This window comes from Mycolicibacterium austroafricanum, assembly GCF_000612725.1.
In the GTDB taxonomy this organism is placed as follows: domain Bacteria; phylum Actinomycetota; class Actinomycetes; order Mycobacteriales; family Mycobacteriaceae; genus Mycobacterium; species Mycobacterium austroafricanum.
In genome coordinates this window covers 147,582-167,604 of the sequence record NZ_HG964453.1, presented here as the reverse complement: position 1 = coordinate 167,604, position 20,023 = coordinate 147,582, and the positions used below count along the sequence as shown (strand labels likewise).

General features: G+C 67.8%; 19 protein-coding genes. 6 read left to right on the top strand and 13 right to left on the bottom strand.

Going from position 1 to position 20,023, the window contains the following annotated elements:
* Nucleotides 1–3 precede the first annotated feature (3 nt).
* Genes BN976_RS14655 through BN976_RS14640 form a run of 4 tightly spaced genes read right to left on the bottom strand, consistent with a single transcriptional unit; the run spans nucleotide 4 to nucleotide 5,246 of the window.
* Nucleotides 4–1,809, bottom strand: coding sequence for an FAD-binding protein (locus tag BN976_RS14655; RefSeq protein WP_011781398.1), 1,806 nt, complete (start codon nucleotides 1,807–1,809; stop codon nucleotides 4–6).
* Complete coding sequence (locus tag BN976_RS14650) at nucleotides 1,806–2,726, bottom strand: 3-carboxyethylcatechol 2,3-dioxygenase (RefSeq protein ID WP_011781399.1); 921 nt, start codon at nucleotides 2,724–2,726, stop codon at nucleotides 1,806–1,808. Before BN976_RS14650 ends, BN976_RS14655 begins: the two co-directional genes overlap by 4 nt.
* Nucleotides 2,674–4,383 carry a bifunctional 3-(3-hydroxy-phenyl)propionate/3-hydroxycinnamic acid hydroxylase gene (locus BN976_RS14645; RefSeq protein ID WP_011781400.1) on the bottom strand — a complete coding sequence of 570 codons (1,710 nt, stop codon included), beginning with the start codon at nucleotides 4,381–4,383 and terminating at the stop codon, nucleotides 2,674–2,676. The genes BN976_RS14650 and BN976_RS14645 overlap by 53 nt, the downstream gene beginning before the upstream one ends.
* A complete protein-coding gene (locus BN976_RS14640; protein WP_011781401.1) occupies nucleotides 4,380–5,246 on the bottom strand; it encodes an alpha/beta fold hydrolase in 867 nt (288 codons plus the stop codon). Before BN976_RS14640 ends, BN976_RS14645 begins: the two co-directional genes overlap by 4 nt.
* Before the next feature lie 154 nt (nucleotides 5,247–5,400).
* Between BN976_RS14640 and BN976_RS14635 the strand changes: the two genes are divergently transcribed.
* From BN976_RS14635 to BN976_RS14625, 3 genes are read left to right on the top strand one after another with little or no spacing between them, the layout of a single operon-like run.
* On the top strand, nucleotides 5,401–6,135 hold the full coding sequence (locus tag BN976_RS14635) for an IclR family transcriptional regulator (RefSeq protein ID WP_011781402.1): 735 nt from the start codon (nucleotides 5,401–5,403) through the stop codon (nucleotides 6,133–6,135).
* A gap of 38 nt (nucleotides 6,136–6,173) precedes the next feature.
* A complete protein-coding gene (locus BN976_RS14630) occupies nucleotides 6,174–7,787 on the top strand; it encodes an FAD-dependent oxidoreductase (RefSeq protein WP_011781403.1) in 1,614 nt (537 codons plus the stop codon).
* A 42-nt stretch (nucleotides 7,788–7,829) separates the two neighbouring features.
* Complete coding sequence (locus BN976_RS14625; RefSeq protein ID WP_011781404.1) at nucleotides 7,830–8,405, top strand: TetR/AcrR family transcriptional regulator; 576 nt, start codon at nucleotides 7,830–7,832, stop codon at nucleotides 8,403–8,405.
* Nucleotide 8,406: 1 nt separating this feature from the next.
* Here the strand turns inward: BN976_RS14625 and meaB are convergent, their stop codons facing one another.
* Complete coding sequence (gene meaB, locus BN976_RS14620; protein ID WP_036371611.1) at nucleotides 8,407–9,282, bottom strand: methylmalonyl Co-A mutase-associated GTPase MeaB; 876 nt, start codon at nucleotides 9,280–9,282, stop codon at nucleotides 8,407–8,409.
* A gap of 104 nt (nucleotides 9,283–9,386) precedes the next feature.
* On the opposite strand from meaB, the gene BN976_RS14615 reads away from it, so the two are divergent.
* Both BN976_RS14615 and BN976_RS14610 read left to right on the top strand, forming a co-directional pair.
* On the top strand, nucleotides 9,387–10,151 hold the full coding sequence (locus tag BN976_RS14615) for an SDR family NAD(P)-dependent oxidoreductase (protein ID WP_011781406.1): 765 nt from the start codon (nucleotides 9,387–9,389) through the stop codon (nucleotides 10,149–10,151).
* A 7-nt stretch (nucleotides 10,152–10,158) separates the two neighbouring features.
* Nucleotides 10,159–10,899, top strand: a complete 741-nt coding sequence (locus BN976_RS14610) for an SDR family oxidoreductase (RefSeq protein WP_011781407.1) — start codon at nucleotides 10,159–10,161, stop codon at nucleotides 10,897–10,899.
* Between the two features lie 383 nt (nucleotides 10,900–11,282).
* On the opposite strand, the gene BN976_RS14605 is transcribed toward BN976_RS14610, so the two are convergent.
* The 4 genes from BN976_RS14605 to BN976_RS14590 are packed head-to-tail and all read right to left on the bottom strand — an operon-like array spanning nucleotide 11,283 to nucleotide 15,360.
* Nucleotides 11,283–12,047, bottom strand: coding sequence for an enoyl-CoA hydratase/isomerase family protein (locus BN976_RS14605; protein ID WP_011781408.1), 765 nt, complete (start codon nucleotides 12,045–12,047; stop codon nucleotides 11,283–11,285).
* Between the two features lie 2 nt (nucleotides 12,048–12,049).
* Nucleotides 12,050–13,138, bottom strand: a complete 1,089-nt coding sequence (locus tag BN976_RS14600; RefSeq protein WP_011781409.1) for an acyl-CoA dehydrogenase family protein — start codon at nucleotides 13,136–13,138, stop codon at nucleotides 12,050–12,052.
* Entirely contained in the window at nucleotides 13,125–13,943 is an 819-nt protein-coding gene (locus BN976_RS14595; RefSeq protein WP_011781410.1) for an acyl-CoA dehydrogenase family protein, read from the bottom strand. Before BN976_RS14595 ends, BN976_RS14600 begins: the two co-directional genes overlap by 14 nt.
* The gene (locus BN976_RS14590) at nucleotides 13,921–15,360 is read right to left on the bottom strand and encodes a class I adenylate-forming enzyme family protein (protein ID WP_011781411.1); all 1,440 of its coding nucleotides are present in this window, start codon (nucleotides 15,358–15,360) and stop codon (nucleotides 13,921–13,923) included. Before BN976_RS14590 ends, BN976_RS14595 begins: the two co-directional genes overlap by 23 nt.
* A gap of 112 nt (nucleotides 15,361–15,472) precedes the next feature.
* Between BN976_RS14590 and BN976_RS14585 the strand changes: the two genes are divergently transcribed.
* On the top strand, nucleotides 15,473–15,808 hold the full coding sequence (locus tag BN976_RS14585) for a 2Fe-2S iron-sulfur cluster-binding protein (RefSeq protein ID WP_011781412.1): 336 nt from the start codon (nucleotides 15,473–15,475) through the stop codon (nucleotides 15,806–15,808).
* Here BN976_RS14585 and BN976_RS14580 read toward each other — a convergent pair.
* From BN976_RS14580 to BN976_RS14565, 4 genes are read right to left on the bottom strand one after another with little or no spacing between them, the layout of a single operon-like run.
* Entirely contained in the window at nucleotides 15,796–16,851 is a 1,056-nt protein-coding gene (locus tag BN976_RS14580; protein ID WP_011781413.1) for a CaiB/BaiF CoA transferase family protein, read from the bottom strand. The two genes, BN976_RS14585 and BN976_RS14580, sit on opposite strands and share 13 nt — an antisense overlap.
* Before the next feature lie 60 nt (nucleotides 16,852–16,911).
* On the bottom strand, nucleotides 16,912–17,868 hold the full coding sequence (locus BN976_RS14575; RefSeq protein ID WP_011781414.1) for an LLM class F420-dependent oxidoreductase: 957 nt from the start codon (nucleotides 17,866–17,868) through the stop codon (nucleotides 16,912–16,914).
* Nucleotides 17,865–18,266, bottom strand: a complete 402-nt coding sequence (locus tag BN976_RS14570) for a cobalamin B12-binding domain-containing protein (RefSeq protein WP_011781415.1) — start codon at nucleotides 18,264–18,266, stop codon at nucleotides 17,865–17,867. The genes BN976_RS14575 and BN976_RS14570 overlap by 4 nt, the downstream gene beginning before the upstream one ends.
* A 2-nt stretch (nucleotides 18,267–18,268) precedes the next feature.
* Nucleotides 18,269–19,858 (bottom strand): methylmalonyl-CoA mutase family protein, encoded by a 1,590-nt coding sequence (locus BN976_RS14565; RefSeq protein ID WP_036371608.1) that lies wholly within the window; start codon nucleotides 19,856–19,858, stop codon nucleotides 18,269–18,271.
* Nucleotides 19,859–20,023 lie beyond the last annotated feature (165 nt).

Below are 20,023 nucleotides of genomic sequence, written 5' to 3'. Positions count from 1 at the left end.
TGGTTACCTCCTTGAGGATCCGGGGCTTTCGGTGGATGTCGTTGTCCGGTCGGTGGTTCCGCCTGCTGAGTCCGCGATGTGGCGGGCGGCGACGTAGCCGAACGTCATGGCGGGTCCGATGGTGGCGCCCGCGCCTGCGTAGCTGCGGCCCATCACCGCGGCCGACGCGTTGCCGACGGCGTACAGACCGCCGATCACCGAGTCATCGCCGCGCAGCACCCTGGCGTGCTCGTCGGTGCGCAGCCCGCCCGAGGTGCCGAGATCACCCAGGATGATCTGGAAGGCGAAGTAGGGCGGTGCCCCCAGCGGGTGCAGGTTCGGGTTGGGCAGCGTGGGGTCGCCGTAGTAGTTGTCGTAAGCGCTGTCACCACGGTTGAAGTCGTCGTCATGGCCTTTCGCCGCGAGTGCGTTGAATCGTTCGGCGGTGCCACGCAGTCGGGTGCCGGGAACACCGATCTGGTCGGCGAGTTCCTCCCAGGTGGAACCGGTCTTGACCACTCCGGACTCCAGCCACGCCGCCGGCACCTTCCAGCCCGTCGGTACCGGCGCGAAAGGCACCTTCGGGATCGGCAGGTGCCCCGCCACCACATACCGGTGAAACGACCGGATATCGGTGATCAGCCAGCACGGGATGTGCGTGACACCGGACCGCTGCCCCTCGATCATCGCGTGGGCGAAGTCCATGTATGGGGCCGCCTCGTTGATGAACCGCTCACCGTCACCGTTGACGACGAACTGGGACGGCATCATGCGTTCGTTGAGCATGAACTGCAACCGGCCGTCGGGCCAGCAGATCGCCGGGAACCACCAGGCCTCGTCGAGTAGATCGGTCGCCGCGCCGACCTTCTCGCCGGCCCGGATGCCGTCGCCCGTCGCTGCGGGATTGCCGAAGCTCCAGTCCTTTCCACAGCCGGCGAGTTCGTCGACCCGGTTCAGCTCGGGCAGGTGCTGACGGCGCCACTGCATATCGTGGTCGAAGCCGCCGCTGGCGAGTATCACCCCGCCTCTGGCCCGGACCCGGATCGGGCGGCCGTCCCTCTCGATCACCGCACCGACCACCCGCCCCTCCGGACCGTCGGTGTCGGTGATCAACTCGGTCATCGGGGCGTTCAACCACAGCGGGATGTTCTGCTGCTTCATCGCCAGCCGCAGCCGTGCCGACAACGACTGGCCGATGGCGGCCATCCGGTCCCCGAACACCCGGGCCCGGAACATCCGCCAGATCAGCTTGAGCAGAACGGCTTTGCCGCGCCAGGACTGCCGGACCTGGTAGAACAGCCGTAGATCCTTGGGAGCGAACCAGATTCCTCTGGGTGCCAGCGCCAACGGGGCCAGCAGGTGCTGTTCCTCGTCACCGAGCACGCGAAGGTCGATCTCGGGCACGTTGATGGTGCTTCCCAGGGCCGACCCGCCGGGCAGTTCGGGATAGTAGTCGGCGTATCCGGGCTTCCAGACGAACTCCAGCCACGGGCTGAGTTTCTCCAGGAACTCCATCATCTCCGGGGCGGCGTCGACGTACTTGCGCAACCGGGCGTCACTGACCAGGCCGCCGGTGATCTCCTTGAGATAGGTGAAGACCTCGTCGGGGTCGGGCACGTAGCCTTCCCTGCGCTGTGACGGCGCGCCCGGCACCCAGATCCCACCGCCGGACAGTGCGGTGGACCCGCCGAAACGCGGCGACTTCTCCACCACCAGGGTGTCCAGACCCGAGGCGTCCGCGGCCAGGGCGGCGGTCATCCCGCCGCCGCCGGAGCCGATCACCAGCACGTCGGTGAAATGCTCGAATGTCTGGCCCACAACAGAACTCATGACGTACACACCGCCGTTCGGATGGCGAAACCGGCGATCAACTCGGGGGCGGCACGATAGTACCGGTTGCCGGTCTCGTACTTGCCCTGCGCGGCGAGCGCCGCGAAGGCGGCCACCCAGGTTCTGACCTCATGGGCGGAGTTGCCCGCCTGTTCGGCGATCCACCTGTTGTCCCAGCTGTCGACCTCGGCGAGCCGCCCGTTGTCGAGCAGGTCGAGGAAGGCACGATCCCAGTCCGGGTTCAACGGGGCCAAAGCGCCCTGCCCGGAGGCGAATTCGCGTGCCGCCTCGATCACCGCCGCCTGACGGGCCTGCCGCTGTTCGGTGGTCATCGGCACGCCGCGCACGATGCGGTCCAGCGCGGCAGGCGGGGCGGTCGCCAGGGTCGGCACCGGCGGGTCGTGCGACAGGCCCCCGGATCCGATGACCAGCACCCGCTTTCCGAGCCCGGCCAGGTGGGTCCCGACGGCGGCGCCGAGCGCGCGGACCCGGCGCATCGGTCCCAGCGGGGTGGCCACCGAGTTGACGAACACCGGGATCACCGGTTTGGCCGTGGCGTCGCCGAACAGCTTCTGCAGCGGCTGCACGGTGCCGTGGTCGACGTCCATCGCGGCCGAGACCGCCACGTCGACGTCCGAGTCGAGAACTGCCCGGGCACAATCGATTGCGAGGTCGGCCGGGACATCGAGCGGACCCTGATAGGTGCCGTAGTCGCCGACGCCCGCGGCCGCGGTGCCCACGCAGAACGGCGGCATCGCCCGGTAGAAGAAGCCGTTGTAGTGGTCAGGCGAGAACGTGACGACGAGATCCGGGTCGAACGCGGCGACGAACTCCCTGGCCGCCGCGATGGCGCCCTCGATGTCGTCAAGGAGTTCCTGCGCTGGTCCCGGAAGGTTCAGCAGCGGACTGTGCGACATGCAGCACAGTGCCATCTGACTTTTCGCCATGAGAGCCTGCACCTCCTTCCCTGGTGAGATGCAGCACGGCGAACAACGCGGTCGAGACCTCAGGCGCGCGCTGGGCGATGCACGCGCCCGCGATACAGCGGTCGGGTCGCACGAACAACACCGAGTCGGTCGAGACGTCGAACCACTTCTTCAACGCGCCGGTGCGATCACCCACCACTTCGACGTCGGCGTCGTCGTAGCCCGGCCAGTGCAGCTGAGTCATCGGCCGCGCCTCGACGAACCTGGCTCCCAACCCTTTCCAGCGGTCGAATGCCTCGTCGCCGAGCACCGCACGCAGATTGTTGCTCCAGCACACCACCGCGAAGCCCGGGCCGAGGACATCGTCGAGAAGCACGTTGAACTCCTCGCGCGTGTCGACCCGCGGCTGGATGAACAGCGTGCCCGTCGGCGAGGTCGGTGACGGCTGGGCGTCGTGGTACACCGCACCCTGCTGGTAGCGGGGCATCGGTTTGAACCGCATCTCCAGGATGTAGCGCTTCAACGTCGGCACCACGGACGCGGCGTGGATCACGCGGTCGCGCAGCGCGGCCAGACCCCGGTTGGTCGGTGAGATGACCTTGCCCACCATGGTGGACAGGTCGATCATGGCCCGTGCGTGCTTACGGCGTTCGAGGTCGTAGGTGTCGAGCAGTGCGTCGTCGGCCTGCCCGTTGACCACCGCCGCGAGCTTCCAACCGAGGTTCGCGGCGTCACGGATCCCGCTGTTGTAGCCCTGGCCCTGCCAGACCGGCATCAGGTGCGCGGCGTCGCCGGCGAGCATGAGGCGGCCCTTGCGGAACGATCCGGCGATCCGCGAATGGTGGGTGTAGACCCGGTGCCGGATGATGTCCACCCGCTCGGGATAGGGGACGCGTTGCCCGAGCATGCGCCGGACGAACGCGGGATCGTCGGCCTGCTCGTCGGTTTCGTCCGGATGGATCATGAACTCGAACCGCCGGATGCCGTGTGCGATCGAGATCGACACGTAGGGACGGGCCGGGTCCGCGCCGACCTCACTGTTGGGATGGCCGAGCGGGTCGTTGGCGACGTCGACGACCAACCACCTCGTCGAGGAAGTGGTGCCGTCGAAGGACACGCCCATCTGCCTGCGGGTGGTACTGCGACCCCCGTCGCAGCCGACCACGTAGCGGGCCCGCACAGGATCCCGGTCACCGTCGAAAGTGACCGTCACACCGCCTGCGGTCTCGCTGCACGACTGCATGCGGTGGTCGAAGCGCACCTCGACGTGGTCGAATCGCTCCAGGCCGCCGAACAATTCGGCGTCCACCAGGGGCTGCACGAATCCGTTGCGCTTGGGCCAGCCGAACCGCGCATCCGGCGGCGCCATTTCGGCGAGCAGTCTGCGGTCGGCATCGAAGAACCGCAGTATCTGGTTCGGCACGGTGTGCGGCAGGACGCGCTCGACCAGACCGATCGCCTGGAACGTGCGCAGCGACTCGTCGTCGAGCCCGACCCCTCGGGGATAATCGATGAGCGTGTCGCGTTCGTCCACGACCAGGGTTGCCACGCCCTGCAGTCCGAGGATGTTCGCGAGCGTCAGGCCGGAGGGGCCGGCCCCCACGACTACGACGTCGACGTCAGGGGTGCTGCCCGACGGCGCGGTCATGCGCGCCCCAGCAGGAAGTCCAGATGCAGCCGGTCGAAGGTCTTGGGGTCCTCGTACTGCGGCCAGTGACCGCAGCCCGGCATCACCTCGAAGCGGGCACCGGGAATCATCGACGCGATGCGGCGGCCTTCCTTCACGTCGGCGGTCGGATCGTCGCTGGTCCAGACCACCAGCGTAGGTGCAGTGATCGCACCGTACTCGTTGGTTCCCAGCAGGTTTCGCGCACGGATCTCGGGGTCCTGCAGCGCCATGATGTCTCGCATCGCGTTGACGAATCCCGGTTGCCGGTACACCCTTTGGCGGCTGGCCACGATGTCGTCGTAGTCCTTGGTCTTGTCCGCCATCAGCCACTTGATGCGGGCCTGCACGGTCTCCCAGGTGGGATTCTCCGCGGCGGCCATCGACAACGTGACGATCCGTTTCATCACCTCCGGATCGGCCTGCGAGCCCCCGGCGGTGTTGAGCACAAGGCGCTCCACGCGTTCCGGACGGTCCGCGGCGAAACGCGCCGCCACCCAGCCGCCCAGCGACTCCCCGCTGATGTGGGCCCGCGACGCGCCGATCGCGTCCAGGAAACCGGCGAGATGCTCGACGTAGTGGGCGATCTCAAGTGGATGCCCCGGCTTGTCGGTGTAACCGTGCCCGAGCATGTCGATCGACCAGGTCGAGAAGTGTTCGGCATGCGCTTCGAGGTTGCGCACGTATGCCTCGGCATGGCCGCCCGAGCCGTGCAGGAAAACCAGCGCGGGTTTGCCGGGATCACCCGCGTGCAGGTAGCGGGTGCGCACCCCGCCCGCGTCGAGGTAGCCCTGTGAGAACGGGACGCCCTGCAGGTCGCTCCACACGCTCTCGAACTCAGTCACCCCTGAACTCCTTCCGTGGAGTCTCGGCTCGAAACCTTGACGGCGAGAATCGAATTCTCGTATTTTGTAAGCACTTTGCTCATTTATCGCACATCCATGTGCACTATAGTTAGAGCATCACTCTCTCGACAGGAATCTGTCAAGGAAGGTCCGCATGAATCGACCGGCCGGTGACCAAGCGCCCGTCACGGGTGAGCCCGGGCCCGCCACTGCGGGTGCCGGTGCACCCGGTTCGCAGACCCTTGCCCGTGGCCTCAACGCGCTTCAGCTGGTTGCCAAGTCGCCCACGGGACTCACCGTCGGCCAGGTCGCCGAGGACATCGGCGTGCACCGGACCATCGCGTACCGGCTCCTGAGCACCCTGGCGCAGTACCGATTCGTCGCCAAAGGCGAGGACGGCAGATACCGGTCGGCGGCAGCGCTGGCCGTACTCGGCGCGTCGTTCGACAACAACGTCCGCCAACTGTGCGTGCCCACCCTGCGCGCGTTGGCCGACGAACTCGGCACCACGGTGTCACTGCTCGTCGCCGAGGGCGATCAACAGGTCGCCATCGCGGTGATGGTGCCGACCAACGTCTTCTACCAGTTGTCCTTCCACGAAGGCAGCCGCTATCCGCTGGACCGTGGAGCCGCAGGCATCGCGCTGCTGGCGAGCATGCCGCCGCGCCCCGGAGAGCGGGACCTCGTCCAGCAGACACGCCAGCAGGGCTGGGTGATCACCCACGGCGAGATCGAACCCAACACCTACGGCCTGGCGGTGCCGGTGCGCCGCAGACCCCCGTCGCCGCCGACGTGCATCAACCTGATCTCGCACCGCGAGGACGTCGTACTCGACGGGCGCGACTCGGTCATCAAGGCTGCCGCCGAACTGTCGGAAGCCCTCAACTGACCCGGGCCGTGCAGCCGAAACATCGGAAGGAGACAGTGATGACCGACTGGGACCATGAGGCCGACGTCGTCGTACTGGGTAGTGGGGGCGCGGGACTCACCGCGGCGCTCACCGCCGCGGTGAACGGCGCCACGGTGGAGGTCTATGAAAAGGCCGAGACGGTCGGCGGAACAACCGCGGTGTCAGGCGGGATCGTGTGGATTCCTGCACACCCCCGGTCGGGCGACGGCGAGCTGACCGCCGAGGACGCGATGGCCTACCTGCGCGCACAGTCCCTGGGTTACATGGACGACGAACTGGTCGAGACGTTCGTGCAGAGCGGCGCACCGATGCTCGATTTCCTGGAAGCGCACAGCGATCTCGTGTTCGAGGTCGCGGCCGGCTTCCCCGACTACAAACCGGAGCTGCCCGGCGGCAAACCCGGCGGCGGGCGGTCGTTGCACGCCGGGCCGTTCGACCTGGCACGGCTCGGTGACTGGCGCGACCGGATCACTTCCTTTCCCGCCGACTTCAGCAATGTCGGGATCGATGCGGAGACCAGGGCGCGGATCCACGCGGCGGTCGACAACGAGTCCGGGGACTACTGTGTCGCCGGCACCGCGCTGATCGCGGGACTGCTGCGCAGCCTGCTGGACCGGGGCATCACGCCGCACACCGAGGCGCGCGCCGTCGAGCTGATCGCCGACCCGCTGGGCATCACCGGGGTGCGAATCGAGCAGGGCGACAGCGACTTCCGGGTGCGCGCACACCGCGGCGTCGTCCTGGGCACCGGCGGATTCGAATGGGACCAGCGGCTGGTGGAAGCGTACCTGCGGGGCCCGATGCGCGGCGCGGTATCACCGCCGAACAACACCGGCGACGGACTGCGGATGGCGATGGCGCACGGGGCGGACCTGGCCAACATGGGTGAAGCGTGGTGGGTCCCCATCGTGCAGATCCCCGGCGACACCTTCGAGGGTCAGCCCCGCAGCCGCAGCGTCCGCCTGGAGCGCACCCGGCCGCGCAGCATCATCGTCAACCGGGCAGGCAGGCGGTTCCTCAACGAGGCCGGCGAGTACAACTCGATGGCGGGGCCGTTCCACTTCCTGGATCCCAAGCTCGGCTATGCCAACGACCCGGCCTGGATCGTGTTCGATTCGATCCACCTCAAGCACTACGGGTTCCTCGGGGTGGATCCCGACGGGCCCGTCCCCGAATGGTTCTGCCAGTCCGCCGATCTCGAAGAACTCGGAGAGAAGACCGGCATCGACCCCGTGGGGCTGGGCGCCACCCTGGCCGCCTGGAACTCCAACGTCACGCAGGAACACGATCCCGACTTCGGCCGTGGCGCAAGCGCTTACGACGGTTACTGGGGTGACACCACGGCGACCACCACGGCGGGTCAGACGCTCGGCCCGATTGACACCGCCCCGTACTTCGCGGTGCCGGTGTCCATCGGCGCGATGGGCACCAAGGGCGGTCCGCGCACCGACCGCGACGGACGGGTGCTGCATGTCAGCGGCACCGCCATCACCGGACTGTTCGCCGCCGGCAACGCGATGGCCGGTGCCACCGGTAAGGCGTACGGCGGCGCGGGCGGCACCCTGGGCCCCGCCATGGTGTTCGGTTATCGCGCCGGCTACACCGCCGCGACCGGCAAGTCAGCCCCCTGACGGAGACTGAGATGTGGTAGCCGATCGGCTACCCTCGTCGGTGTGACGACGGCCGGCACCAGGTTCAGTGCAATCACGCGCACCGCTGCGCAGACGCGGGTACTCGATGCCGCGCTCGACCTGATCTCCGAACACGGCGTCAGCGGCACGTCGCTGCAGATGATCGCCGACTCCATGGGAGTGACCAAGGCTGCGGTCTACCGCCAGTTCAAGAGCAAGGACGACATCGTGATCGCGCTGACCGAGCGCGAATTCGGCAGGCTCGAAGACGCATTGGAGGCCGCCGAGGCCGAGGAGTCCGCGCCGCGGGCTCGCGAACTGTTGCTCAACCAGGTCATCGATGAAGCCATCGAGCGCCGAAGGCACGTGGCGACACTGCAGTTCGACCCCGTCATCATCAAGTTCCTCGCCAGCCATCAGCCGTTCCAGGCCTTCATCGCACGGCTGTATGCGGTGCTGGTCGGCGATGCCGGCCGCGAGGCGAAGCTGACCGCCGCGATGCTCTCCGGAGCCATCGCCGTCGGCGTCATGCATCCTCTGGTCGCCGACATCGACGACGACACGTTGCGCCGCGAGCTGCTGCACTACACCAGGAGACTGATCGACCTGCCCGAATAGCTCAGTTGGCCGAATCGGGCACGATCAGGCGCGCGGCCGCCGTATACGGGTCCATGCGGCCCTCGGCCACCGACTCCGCGAGGCCGTCCAGACCGGCGTGCTGGCGCAGCAGAGACTGCGCCAGGGACAGGACCTGTGAACGGGCCCGCGCCGCCCGTCGCGCCGGGTTGTCCGCGCGGTGGTGGGCCTCGATCACCTCCTTCAGCTCGGCAATGCCATCCCCCTGGGCGGCAACAAGTTTGAGGATCGGGACATCGGTTTCGGCGCGCAGGTCACGCACCGTCTGGTCGGCCCCGTCACGGTCGGCCTTGTTCACCGCCACGACGTCGGCGACCTCCAGCAGCCCCGCCTTGGCGGCCTGGACTGCGTCACCGGCACCCGGATTCAGAATCACCACCGTCGGGTCGGCCACCGCGGCAATCTCGATCTCCGACTGCCCGACCCCTACGGTCTCCAGGATCACGAGGTCATAGCCGAGCGCCGACAGCAACCGGATCGCCGCGGGCACCGCGGCGGCCAGCCCACCCAGGTGCCCACGGGTGGCCACCGACCGGATCAGCACGTCGGGGTCGTTGATGTGGGCGGCCATCCGGATACGGTCACCCAGCAGCGCACCGCCGCTGTACGGCGACGACGGGTCCACCGCCAGCACCGCCACTCGCTTACCGGCGAGCCGATACGCCCCGACGAGGGCACCGACCGTCGTCGACTTTCCCGCACCGGGCGGACCCGTGATACCCACGACCTGCGCCGGGAGGAGGTCACCAAGAGCATCGAGCACCTCGTCGCGGCGTGGGCTCTCGACGAAACTCAGCAACCGGCCGGTCGCACGCTGTGAGCCGCCGCGAGCAGCGGCGATGAGCTCCTCGATGGTCACCTCACAGAGGGTACGCAGCCGAGCGCCCCCTCGTCGAAGGACCCTTCCATTGTCGAGAATGATATTCTCTTTGCTAGAGAGTGACCGTTTCAAGGAGGGACGTTATGCAGATCGCCGGAAGTTCGGCTCTGGTTGTCGGCGGCGCGGGCGGCCTCGGCGAGGCGACCGTCCGGCGGCTGCACGACGCGGGCGCCAAGGTGGTCATCGCGGACCTGGCCGACGACAAGGGCAGGCAACTGGAATCCGAGCTCGGTGTGCGCTACGTGCGCACCGACGCCACGTCCGAGGAGTCCGTCAACGCCGCGATCACCGAAGCCGAATCCCTTGGACCCCTGCGGATCTCGGTCGACACCCACGGCGGCCCCGCCGGCGGCGGGCGGCTGGTCGGCAAGGACGGCTCCCCGCTGAGCATGGAGGCCTTCGAGACCACCATCAAGTTCTACCTGACCGCGGTGTTCAACATCATGCGGCTCTCGGCGGCGGCGATCGCCAAGACTGAGCCGCTCGAAGAGGGCGGCCGGGGCGTCATCGTCAACACCGCGTCCGTGGCCGGCTACGAGGGGCAGATCGGACAACTCCCCTACTCGGCAGCCAAGGGCGGCGTGATCGGCATGACGCTGGTCGCCGCGCGCGACTTGTCCCCGTTGGGTATTCGTGTGGTGACGATCGCCCCCGGCACGATCAACACCCCGGCCTACGGCAAGGCCGCCGATCAGCTCGAGCAGTACTGGGGCCCGCAGGTGCCGTTCCCGAAGCGGATGGGCCGGTCGACCGAGTACGCGCAGCTGGCGCAGAGCGTCATCGAGAACGACTACCTCAACGGTGAGGTCATCCGCCTGGACGGGGCGTTGCGGTTCCCCCCGAAATGACCGAGAAATGACACTTCACGGCAAGGTCGCGTTCGTCGCCGGCGCCAGCCGCGGCATCGGCGCCACCGTGGCGGCGGCGCTGGCACGCGCGGGCGCGTCGGTGGCCGTGGCAGCCCGCTCCGAACAGGAGGGCAAGCTTCCCGGCACCATCGGCTCTGTCGCACAAGGCATCTCCGCTGCCGGCGGCCGCGCGCTGCCGGTGGCGTGCGACGTCACCAGTGAGGAGTCCGTCAACGCCGCGGTCGCCGAGACAGTGGCCGAGTTCGGGGGCATCGACATTCTCGTCGCCAACGCCGGGGTGCTGTGGCTCGGGCCGATCGAGACGACGCCGCTGAAACGGTGGCAGCTGTGCCTCGACGTGAACACCACTGGCGTCTTCCTGGTCACCAAGGCCGTCATACCGCATGTCCGGGCACGCGGCGGCGGCTCGTTGATCGCGGTGACCACCACCGGCGTCAACATGACCGACCACGGCGCGAACGCCTACTGGGTGTCCAAGGCCGCCGTCGAACGGCTCTACCTCGGCCTGGCCGCGGACCTGAAACCGGACAACATCGCGGTCAACTGCCTCAGCCCGTCGCGCGTGGTGCTCACCGAGGGCTGGCAGGCCGGCGGCGCGGGCATGCAGATCCCGCCGGAGATGGTCGAGCCCCCCGAAGCCATGGCCGACGCCGCGGTTTTCCTTGCCGGACAAGACGCCTCGGGAATCACGGGCACCATCCAGCGCTCCGAGGCCCTCACCTTCTGACCGCAGCACTTTCCTACCGCGGGCGTGCGTGTCAGAGGCCCTCACTTTCCTACCGCGAGCGTGCGTGTCAGAGGGCGACACGCCGCATGAAGTACGAACTTTGCGCACTCTCGTCATCAGCGACAGACGCCTGGCACACGAGTGACCGTCTCCCCCGAACCCGCAGGCGTGCGCAAAGTCGGCGCGGGGCACACGAGCAACCGTCCTCCGCGCATCCACGAGCGTACGTAAAGTTGGCCCCGAGCACGGCGTGTCGACTGCCCGCCGCGCATCCACGAGCGTGCGCAAAGTTGGCCCCGAGCACGGCGTGTCGACTGCAGACACGCACGCTCGCGGCAAGGGGAAAGGGGTGAGGGGGTGAGGGGTGCTATTCGAAGCTGCTTCTACTTCTTGGCGATCAGGCCGTCGACGATCTTGTTGAAATCGGCCGTCCCGAACGACACGTACTCCGCCAGGTTGGCGTAGTCCAGCGACGCCATCACAGACTTCTCCAGCTGAATGTTCATCAGGCGCTTGGTGGCCTCGACGGCCTGCTGCGGAAGCTCGATGAGCTTCTTCGCGCACGCGATCGCTTCAGCCACCGGGTCGTCGACGACGTGGTTGGCCAGGCCGAGCTCGACCGCACGCTGCGCCTTGATCCGCACACCTGTGAGCGCGAACTCCTTGGCCTGCAGCAGGCTGATCTGCGAGCCCCACACCAGCGGGCCGCCGTCTGCGGCCACCAACCCAATCGACACATGCGGGTCGGCGAAGAACGCATTCTCGGCGATGTACACGACGTCCGACAGCGCCGCCAGGCTGCAGCCAAGGCCGACGGCTGGTCCGTTCACCGCCGCCACCACCGGGATCCGGCAGCGCACCATACCGATCACCAGATCACGGCCGTGCTTGATCGTCTTCTGCCGCAAGGCCTCGTCGTTACGCAACTCGTCGAGGTAATTGAAGTCGCCGCCCGCCGAGAAGGCCCGGCCCGCACCGGTGATGACGGCCGCACGCGCGCCGGCGTCCTCGTTGAGTTCCTCCCATATCTTGGCCAGCCCGACGTGCAGATTGTCGTTGACCGCGTTGAGATCGTCCGGACGGTTCAGCGTGATGATGCGCAGTGCACCGTCGGCGCGAACGTCGATTTCCTCCGGCATTCCATACATGTCTAGGCCCCCAGTCCGAGGATGCGTTGCGCGATGATGTTCTTCTGGATCTGCGACGTACCGCCCATGACGCTCTGTGCACGGCTGTACATGTAGGCGCCGAAGAGCTCCTCGTCGGAGGTGCCGACGGTCGCCAGCGCCGCGTGGCCGACAGACTGCTCGACCCAGGTCATCAGCAGTTTGTCCAGCGACCCCTGCGGTCCGTGGGTGAGGCCGTCGAGCTGCTCGGAAAGCCGCCTGCGCACATGCAGCCGCAGCATCTCGGTCTGCACCCAGGCCCACAACAACTCCTGGTTCGGCGCGCCGTCGAGACGAGAGGCCATCTGGCGCACCGTTTTTCCGTAGCGGGCGGAGAACCCGAGGGTCGATGGTTCGCGTTCGTGGCTGACGACTGTCATCGCCAGCTTCCAGCCCTCACCGGGCGCGCCGACCATGTTCTCGGCGGGAACACGGGCACCGTCGAAGCTGACCTGGCCGAACTCCTTGGTGACGCCGCTGATCATCTTCAGCGGACGCTGTTCGATCCCTGCCTGATGCATGTTGACGATGAACGCCGAGATGCCCTTGTGTTTGGGCACGTCCTTGTCGGTGCGGGCCAGCAGCAGGCACCAGTCGGCGACGTCGGAGTAGCTCGTCCAGATCTTGTGCCCGTGGATGACGTACTCGTCACCGTCGCGGACCGCAGTCGTCGTCAGCGACGCCAGGTCCGACCCCGCACCCGGCTCGGAGAACCCCTGGCACCACCGCTCGGAACCGTTGATCATGCCGGGCAGGAACCGCTGCCGGAGTTCCTCACTGCCGTGGTGACTGAGACCGACGACGAGATAACCGAGGCTCGGCCGCGCCGGGGCCCCGGCCTTGGCGATCTCCTCGTCGACGATGACGTCGTACACGGGAGGCAGATCCTGGCCGCCGTACTCCTTCGGCCATGAGGTGCCGAAGAACCCGGCCCCGAAGAGCGCCTGATGCCACTCGCCGGCCTTGGCCCAGTACGCGTCACCGGAAGTCGGGAACTTACCCTTCTGCTCGCTCAGCCAGCCACGCAACCGGTCGCGGAATGCGGCCTCCTCGGGCGAATCACGAAAGTCCAATGGTCAGCTCCTCCAGTTTCGCGGGCCAGGTCTCGGTGGCGGCCAGCACGCGGCGCAAATAGATGTGGGCCAGGCACTCCCAGGTGTTGCCGATGCCGCCGTGCACCTGAATCGACGTCTCGCACACGGTCATCGCGGCCCGTGCGGAGTAGATCTTGGCGATCCGGGCCGCCTCGACGGCCTCCCGCACCGGAAGCTCGTCGACGGCCCAGGCGGCGTGCCGCGCCACGCTGATCGACCCCTCGATCAACGCCAGGCTCTCGGCGAGCATGTGCGCGACGGCCTGATAAGAGCCGATCGCAGAGCCGTACTGTTCACGCACCTTGGCGTATTCGGTGGCCAGCGCGTGGGTGCCACGTGCCGCGCCGATGATGTCCGCCGTGGTCGCCGCCAAGGCCAGCGCATACCAGCGGCCCGACTCGTCGTCGGACAGGTCGGCCAACTCCGGTGGCGACTCCACCACTCCCGCAAGGCTTCCCGTCAGGTCGACGGACTCCGGGGCGGTGTTGGGCGCCGCGCCGACGTCCCGTCCGAGCCTGCGCTGCAGGTCGTCGGCCAGCACCGGCCCCAAGAACGGCACGTCGACCAGTCCGCGGCCGAACTCCTCAGCGACGATCGCCACCTCGACGGCGGACGCGCCGTCGGAGCGCAGGGTCCGGAAACCGGTGGCGTCCACGGCTTTCTCCAGCCGCGTCCGGCGCGCCTGGTCATCGAGGTCGGCCACCGATCCCGGTCCGAAGTCACCGGCGACCTCGGCGGCAGCATCACGCAACTGTTGTTGTTCACTGGTCAGACGGACGTCCACCGAATCCTCCGCTCTCCGCGCGAGCGCTCATCGCCCGCTCCCGTAACACTCGCCGCAGCACCTTGCCCGATGGCAGGCGCGGGATTTCGTCCACGACAAAGACCTGACTCAGTCGCTTGTAGCCGGCCAGCCTTTCGGCGACCAGCGCGACGAGGTCGTCGGTGTCCAAAGGACCGCTCGCCGCGACGGCAGCGACGATCGCCTCGCCGTCGGCGGCGGGGACGCCGAACACCGCACAGTCCTCGACGGCGGGGTGACCGTGCAGCACCGCCTCGACCTCGGCCGGCGCGACCTGAAAGCCACGCACCTTGATCATCTCTTTGGCGCGGTCGGTGATCCGCAGCCAGCCGTCGGCGTCGAGGCTGCCCACGTCGCCGGTTCGGTACCAGCCGTCGCAGAAGGCGTCGGCCGTCCAATGATCCGGCAGATAGCCGGCCATCGCCGAATCGGACCGCACCTGGATCTCGCCCTCGTCACCGGGTCCGAGCGGGGCCCCCGACTCCAGCGAGACGATGCGGATGTCGACCCCCGCGACGGCGCGCCCGACGGTGTCAAGACGCGCGTCCTGCAGATCGTTGCAGGAGATCACCGGAAGCTCGCTGGCGCCGTAGGCCGTCACCCATGTGGCGCCGGTACGCGCCGAAACCGCCTCGGCGACAGTCTGAGTCACCGGCGTGGCACACCACATGATGTAGCGCAGCGACGACAGGTCGTGTTCCTCGAGGCCCGGATGCGCGGACAGTGCGAGCGCGATCGGCGCGACCGCCATCTCGATGGTGATGCGATCGGATTCGATATGGCGCAGCATCGCGTCGATGTCGAAACGTCGGTGCAGTCTGATCCACGCGCCGGTGTCGAGCGCCATCACGATGTTGAGCAGCCCCAGGATGTGCGACGGTGGCGTCATCACCTGCATCCGGTCCGCGGAGGTCAGCCCGAGCGCAGCGCGCCAGTGGCGCACCGCGACGGCCAGTGAGGCATGCGTGTGGCGGACCGCCTTGGGCATGCCGGTGGTTCCAGAGCTGAACACGAACACCGCATCGGCGTCAGGGGTGGGGGCGGGTTGCACCGCGCCGTGCGCTACCGGCGCGATCTCCTCGTCGAGCGACAGCATCGGCATCGACCCGGCCAGCACGGGATGATCACCGACGGCGTGCGTCGGTTCGGTCAGGGACAGCGCATGGCCGACCTCGGCCTGCTTCCAGGCCGGGCTCAGCAGCACCGCGGACGCGCCCAGCCGCCAGATCGCGCGGAGTGCGACCACGAACTCGGGACGGTTGGACGACATCACCGCGACCCGCGATCCCGCCGCGACGCCGCGCCGATGCAACTCGGCCGCCATACCGCCGGCCAGCGCGTCAAGGTCGGCGAGACTGTACTGCCGATCCTCGAAGGCGAGCGCCCAAGGATCACTCACGTCGCGCGCGCCCCTTCCGGGAGTCATGGATGATGGTTGCGAGAGGACTACCGTTTGCCGAGGAGAATATTATTCTCCTATTATCAGAATGACAATGTCGAGAGAGGGCTATATGACCGACCCGCAGACACCGCGAGCGGGGTCCGTAGTGACAGCCGCAGACGCGCCGACGTCGGGCACCATCACGATCACGTTGGACGGCAGCACCGCGTCGGTGGCGCATCGACCCAACGAGACGCTGCTGGAGAGCGCCCGCCGCGCGGGGATGGGACCACCGTTCTCCTGCGAAGCGGGCAATTGTGGAACCTGCATGGCGCTGCTCACCGATGGCACCGCGACGATGCGGGTCAACGACGCGCTCACCGAGGACGAGGTGGCCGAGGGATACGTGCTCACCTGCCAGGCCGTCCCCGACACCCCGGATGTCACGGTCAGCTACGACGAGTGAGCCGCGGCGTCGGCGTGCTCGTCGAGCCGCGGCGCCGGGCGGTACGCCGGCTGATACCCCGCGATCCGGATGGGGCTGCCGACCAACCTGAACTCCCCCGCAGTGATCAACGCCTCCGGCGTGGCGGTGAGCGCCTCGGGCAGCGTGCGCACCGCTGCGACCGGAATCCCCAAGGGACGCAGCCTGTGCTGCCAGTTGGCCGCGGTGTCCGTCTCCAGTGCCGCGCTGACCAGTGCCAGCACCTCGTCACGACGCTCGGCACGTTCGGCCATCGTCGGGAACCCCTCGATGCCCGCCTCTGCCGCGAACGCCGCCCAGAAGCCGTCATGGGTGATGAACAGTGCGAGGTAGCCGTCCGCCGTCGGGAACAGCTGCGCAGGAACGTAATACGAATGCGCGCCGTTCGGATGGCGCTGCGGTTCGATGCCGTCGTTGAGGTACGCCGCGGCGCGGTAGTTCAACTGCGAGAGCATCACGTCCTGCAGTGACACGTCGACCTGCCCGCCCCGGCCCGACACGATCTGGGCCAGCAGACCCAGCGCCGCGGTGAGCCCGGTGGAGTTGTCGGCCGACGAGTACCCCGGCAGCGTCGGGGGCCCCTGCGGGTCGCCCGTCATCGCGGCCACGCCCGTCGCCGCCTGGATCACGTAGTCGAAGGCCGGGTCGTCGCCGCCGTCGAGCCCGAAGCCGGTCATCGCGACGCAGACGATGCTCTCGTTGAATTCTCTGAGCGAGTCGTAGGTCAGGCCCAGCCGGCGGATCGCCGACGGCTTCATGTTGACCAGCAGCGCATGGGAATCCGCCACCAGTTCACCCAGCCGCCGACGGCCCTGCTCGGACCGGAGGTCGAGCACCACGCTCTGCTTGTTGCGGTTCAGGCTGGCGAAATAGCTGTCGCTGACCTGGCGCGAGATCTCCCCGCCCGGCGGCTCGATCTTGATCACCTCGGCGCCGAGATCGGCGAGCATCATCGTCGCGTACGGCCCGGCCAACATGACGCCGACCTCCAGAATCCGGATGCCGGCCAACGGGCCGGAACTCATCGCGGCCCTCGGCTCTTCGCGCAAGCGCTCATCGCGGCCCTCGGCTCTTCGCGCAAGCGCTCATCGCACGGCCTTCGCGAGCTCGCCGATCACCTCGCGCGTCCGGTACTTCGAGGCCACCAGTTCGTCCCGGGTCTCCCCGATCGGCAGCAACCGCACCGACAGATCGGTGACACCCGCATCGGCGAACTGCTTGAAGCGCGCTAGAATCGCGTCTTCGTCTCCGGCCGCGCAGAGGTCACCGACGCTGCGCGCGTCGCCGCGGTCCAGCAGCTTCTGGTAGTTCGGCGACGTCTCCGCCTCGGCCAGGATCCGGTTGGCCCGGTCCTTGGCGGCGTCGATCTCGGAGTTCGCGCACAGGCAGACCGGGATGCCGGCCACGATGCGCGGTGCGGGACGGCCCGCCTCCGCCGCCGCCTTGTTGATCTTCGGCGCGATGTGCCCGCCGATCGCCTTCTCGTCAGCCATCCACAGCACGGTACCGTCGGCCCGCTCCCCGGCGATCTGCAGCATCACCGGCCCCAGGGCGGCGACGAGCACCGGGAGCGGCTGTTCGGCACCGAGGACCGTCGGGTTGTGCACGGTGAACGTGTCGTTCTCCACGTCGACGTCGCCCGGGCCGGCCAGTGCGGCGTTGAGCACCTCCAGGTAGTCCCGGGTGTACGCCGCGGGCTTCTCATACGGAAGCCCCAGCATGTCGCGCACGATCCAGTGATGCGACGGTCCGACACCGAGGGCCAGCCGGCCCTGCGCCATCGCGTGCACCGAAAGCGCCTGACGGGCAAGGGCGATCGGGTGCTGCGCCTGCAGCGGCACGACGGCGGTGCCGAGTTCGATACGTGAGGTGTGCGCGGCCATCAGCGCCACCATCGTCAGGCAGTCGAAGTCGTTGGGCACCTGCGGCATCCACGCGGTGTCCAGGCCCGCCGACTCGGCCCACTCGATGTCGGAGACCAACTTGCCGACCTTGCGCGCCATATCGCCGCGCTCGGCCCCGATCATCACGCCTAGCTTCACGACTGCTCCACCTTCTCGGTCAGCGCCCGCACGTCGCGCACCAGGTCCTCCAGCGACGTCCCGGTCGGGAACACCGCGGCGGCACCGGCGTCGAGCAACTTCTGGACGTCACCCTGCGGGATGGTGCCCCCGACCACGACGGCGATGTCACCGGCGTCGGCGGCGCGCAGCGCGTCCACAGTGCGGGTGGTCAGCGCGACGTGAGCACCCGACAGGATCGAAAGACCCACCAGTGCAACGTCCTCCTGCAGCGCAATGGACACGATGTCCTCGATGCGTTGCCGGATTCCGGTGTAGATCACCTCGAAGCCCGCGTCGCGCAGCGTGCGCGCGACGATCTTGGCTCCCCTGTCGTGGCCGTCCAGACCGGGTTTGGCGACCAGTACCCGAACGCCCATACCTAGAACACCACCGGCTGCTGGAACTCGCCCCACACCGACTTCAACGTCGACACCATCTCTCCCACCGTGCAATATGCGTTGGCGCAGTCGATCAACTTGTGCATCAGGTTGTCATCGCCTTCGGCGGCGCGCGCCAGCGCGGCGAGCGCCTCCTTGACCGCCACGTCGTCGCGGTCGGCCTTGACCTTTGCCAGTCGCTTGAGCTGCTTGTCGCGGCCCTCGGCGTCGAGCTCGTAGGTGGCCAGGTCCGGCGGCGGTTCGTCGACCACGAATTTGTTCACGCCGATAACGACCTGACGCCCTGTTTCTACGTCCTTGTGGATCTTGAATGCCTCGTCGGCGATCAGACCCTGCAGATAGCCGTCCTCGATGCAGCGCACCATGCCACCGTGCGCTTCGAGATCGGCCATGATCTCGATGATCTTCTCCTCGGTGGCGTCGGTCAGGGCCTCCACGAAGTAGGAGCCGCCCAACGGATCGGCCACCTTCGTCACGCCCGTCTCGTAGGCCAGGATCTGCTGGGTGCGCAGGGCCAGCGTCGCCGACTCCTCCGAGGGCAGCGCGAACGGCTCGTCCCACGCCGCGGTGAACATCGACTGCACGCCGCCGAGCACCGCGGCCATCGCCTCGTAGGCGACGCGAACGAGGTTGTTCTGCGCCTGCGGTGCGTACAGCGACGCACCACCGGCGACGCAGCCGAACCGGAACATCGACGCCTTGTCCGTGGTGGCCCCGTAGCGCTCCCGAACGATCGTGGCCCACCGCCGGCGCCCGGCGCGGTACTTCGCGATCTCCTCGAAGAAGTCACCGTGGGTGTAGAAGAAGAACGAGATCTGCGGGGCGAACTTGTCGATGGTCATCCGGCCGCGCTCGACGACGGTGTCGCAGTAGGTGACACCGTCGGCGAGGGTGAACGCCATCTCCTGCACCGCGTTGGCGCCGGCATCACGGAAGTGCGCGCCTGCCACCGAGATCGCGTTGAACTTCGGCACCTCGGCGGCGCAGAACTCGATCGTGTCCGCGATCAACCGCAGTGACGGCTCCGGCGGCCAGATCCAGGTGCCGCGCGACGCGTACTCCTTGAGGATGTCGTTCTGGATCGTGCCCGTGAGCTTCTCCCGCGGCACGCCCTTCTTCTCGGCCGCCGCGACGTAGAACGCCAGCAGGATCGCCGCCGTGCCGTTGATCGTGAAGCTCGTGCTGATCTTGTCCAGCGGAATGCCGTCGAACAGGATCTCGGCGTCGGCGAGAGTGTCCACCGCCACGCCCACCCGGCCGACCTCTTCGCCGTACTCGGCGTCGTCGGAGTCATACCCGCACTGCGTGGGCAGGTCCAGGGCGACAGAAAGGCCCGTCCCACCCTGCTCGAGCAGGTAGCGGTAGCGGCGGTTGGACTCCTCGGCGGTGCCGAAACCCGAATACTGCCGGAAAGTCCAGGTCTTGCCCCGGTAACCGGACGCAAAGTTCCCGCGGGTGAACGGATACTCGCCCGGCGGTGGCGGGTCGGCCGCGCGGTCGCCGGGTCCGTACACGGGTTCCAGCGGGATCCCGGACGGGGTCTCTACCAGAGGGTGGACTTGCTCGCTCATCAGTCGATAACGTACTTGCAAAAAATGAGAATGCCAATACCGCATGAGGGAAAGCTGCACGCAGCAGCATGTGCCAGCTCCCCATCCCTCGGGCCGAAACCCCGGCACACAGCGATTATGGGATTCGCCTAAAGTGAGAATGGCAATACCCGGCGCCGATGAGGA

Bases quoted from the DNA above. Each gene is read 5' to 3' on its own strand.
- BN976_RS14655 (WP_011781398.1), bottom strand. From the start codon at position 1,809: ATGAGTTCTGTTGTGGGCCAGACATTCGAGCATTTCACCGACGTGCTG.
- BN976_RS14650 (WP_011781399.1), bottom strand. From the start codon at position 2,726: ATGTCGCACAGTCCGCTGCTGAACCTTCCGGGACCAGCGCAGGAACTC.
- BN976_RS14645 (WP_011781400.1), bottom strand. From the start codon at position 4,383: ATGACCGCGCCGTCGGGCAGCACCCCTGACGTCGACGTCGTAGTCGTG.
- BN976_RS14635 (WP_011781402.1), top strand. From the start codon at position 5,401: ATGAATCGACCGGCCGGTGACCAAGCGCCCGTCACGGGTGAGCCCGGG.
- BN976_RS14630 (WP_011781403.1), top strand. From the start codon at position 6,174: ATGACCGACTGGGACCATGAGGCCGACGTCGTCGTACTGGGTAGTGGG.
- BN976_RS14615 (WP_011781406.1), top strand. From the start codon at position 9,387: ATGCAGATCGCCGGAAGTTCGGCTCTGGTTGTCGGCGGCGCGGGCGGC.
- BN976_RS14610 (WP_011781407.1), top strand. From the start codon at position 10,159: ATGACACTTCACGGCAAGGTCGCGTTCGTCGCCGGCGCCAGCCGCGGC.
- BN976_RS14605 (WP_011781408.1), bottom strand. From the start codon at position 12,047: ATGTATGGAATGCCGGAGGAAATCGACGTTCGCGCCGACGGTGCACTG.
- BN976_RS14585 (WP_011781412.1), top strand. From the start codon at position 15,473: ATGACCGACCCGCAGACACCGCGAGCGGGGTCCGTAGTGACAGCCGCA.
- BN976_RS14580 (WP_011781413.1), bottom strand. From the start codon at position 16,851: ATGAGTTCCGGCCCGTTGGCCGGCATCCGGATTCTGGAGGTCGGCGTC.
- BN976_RS14570 (WP_011781415.1), bottom strand. From the start codon at position 18,266: ATGGGCGTTCGGGTACTGGTCGCCAAACCCGGTCTGGACGGCCACGAC.
- BN976_RS14565 (WP_036371608.1), bottom strand. From the start codon at position 19,858: ATGAGCGAGCAAGTCCACCCTCTGGTAGAGACCCCGTCCGGGATCCCG.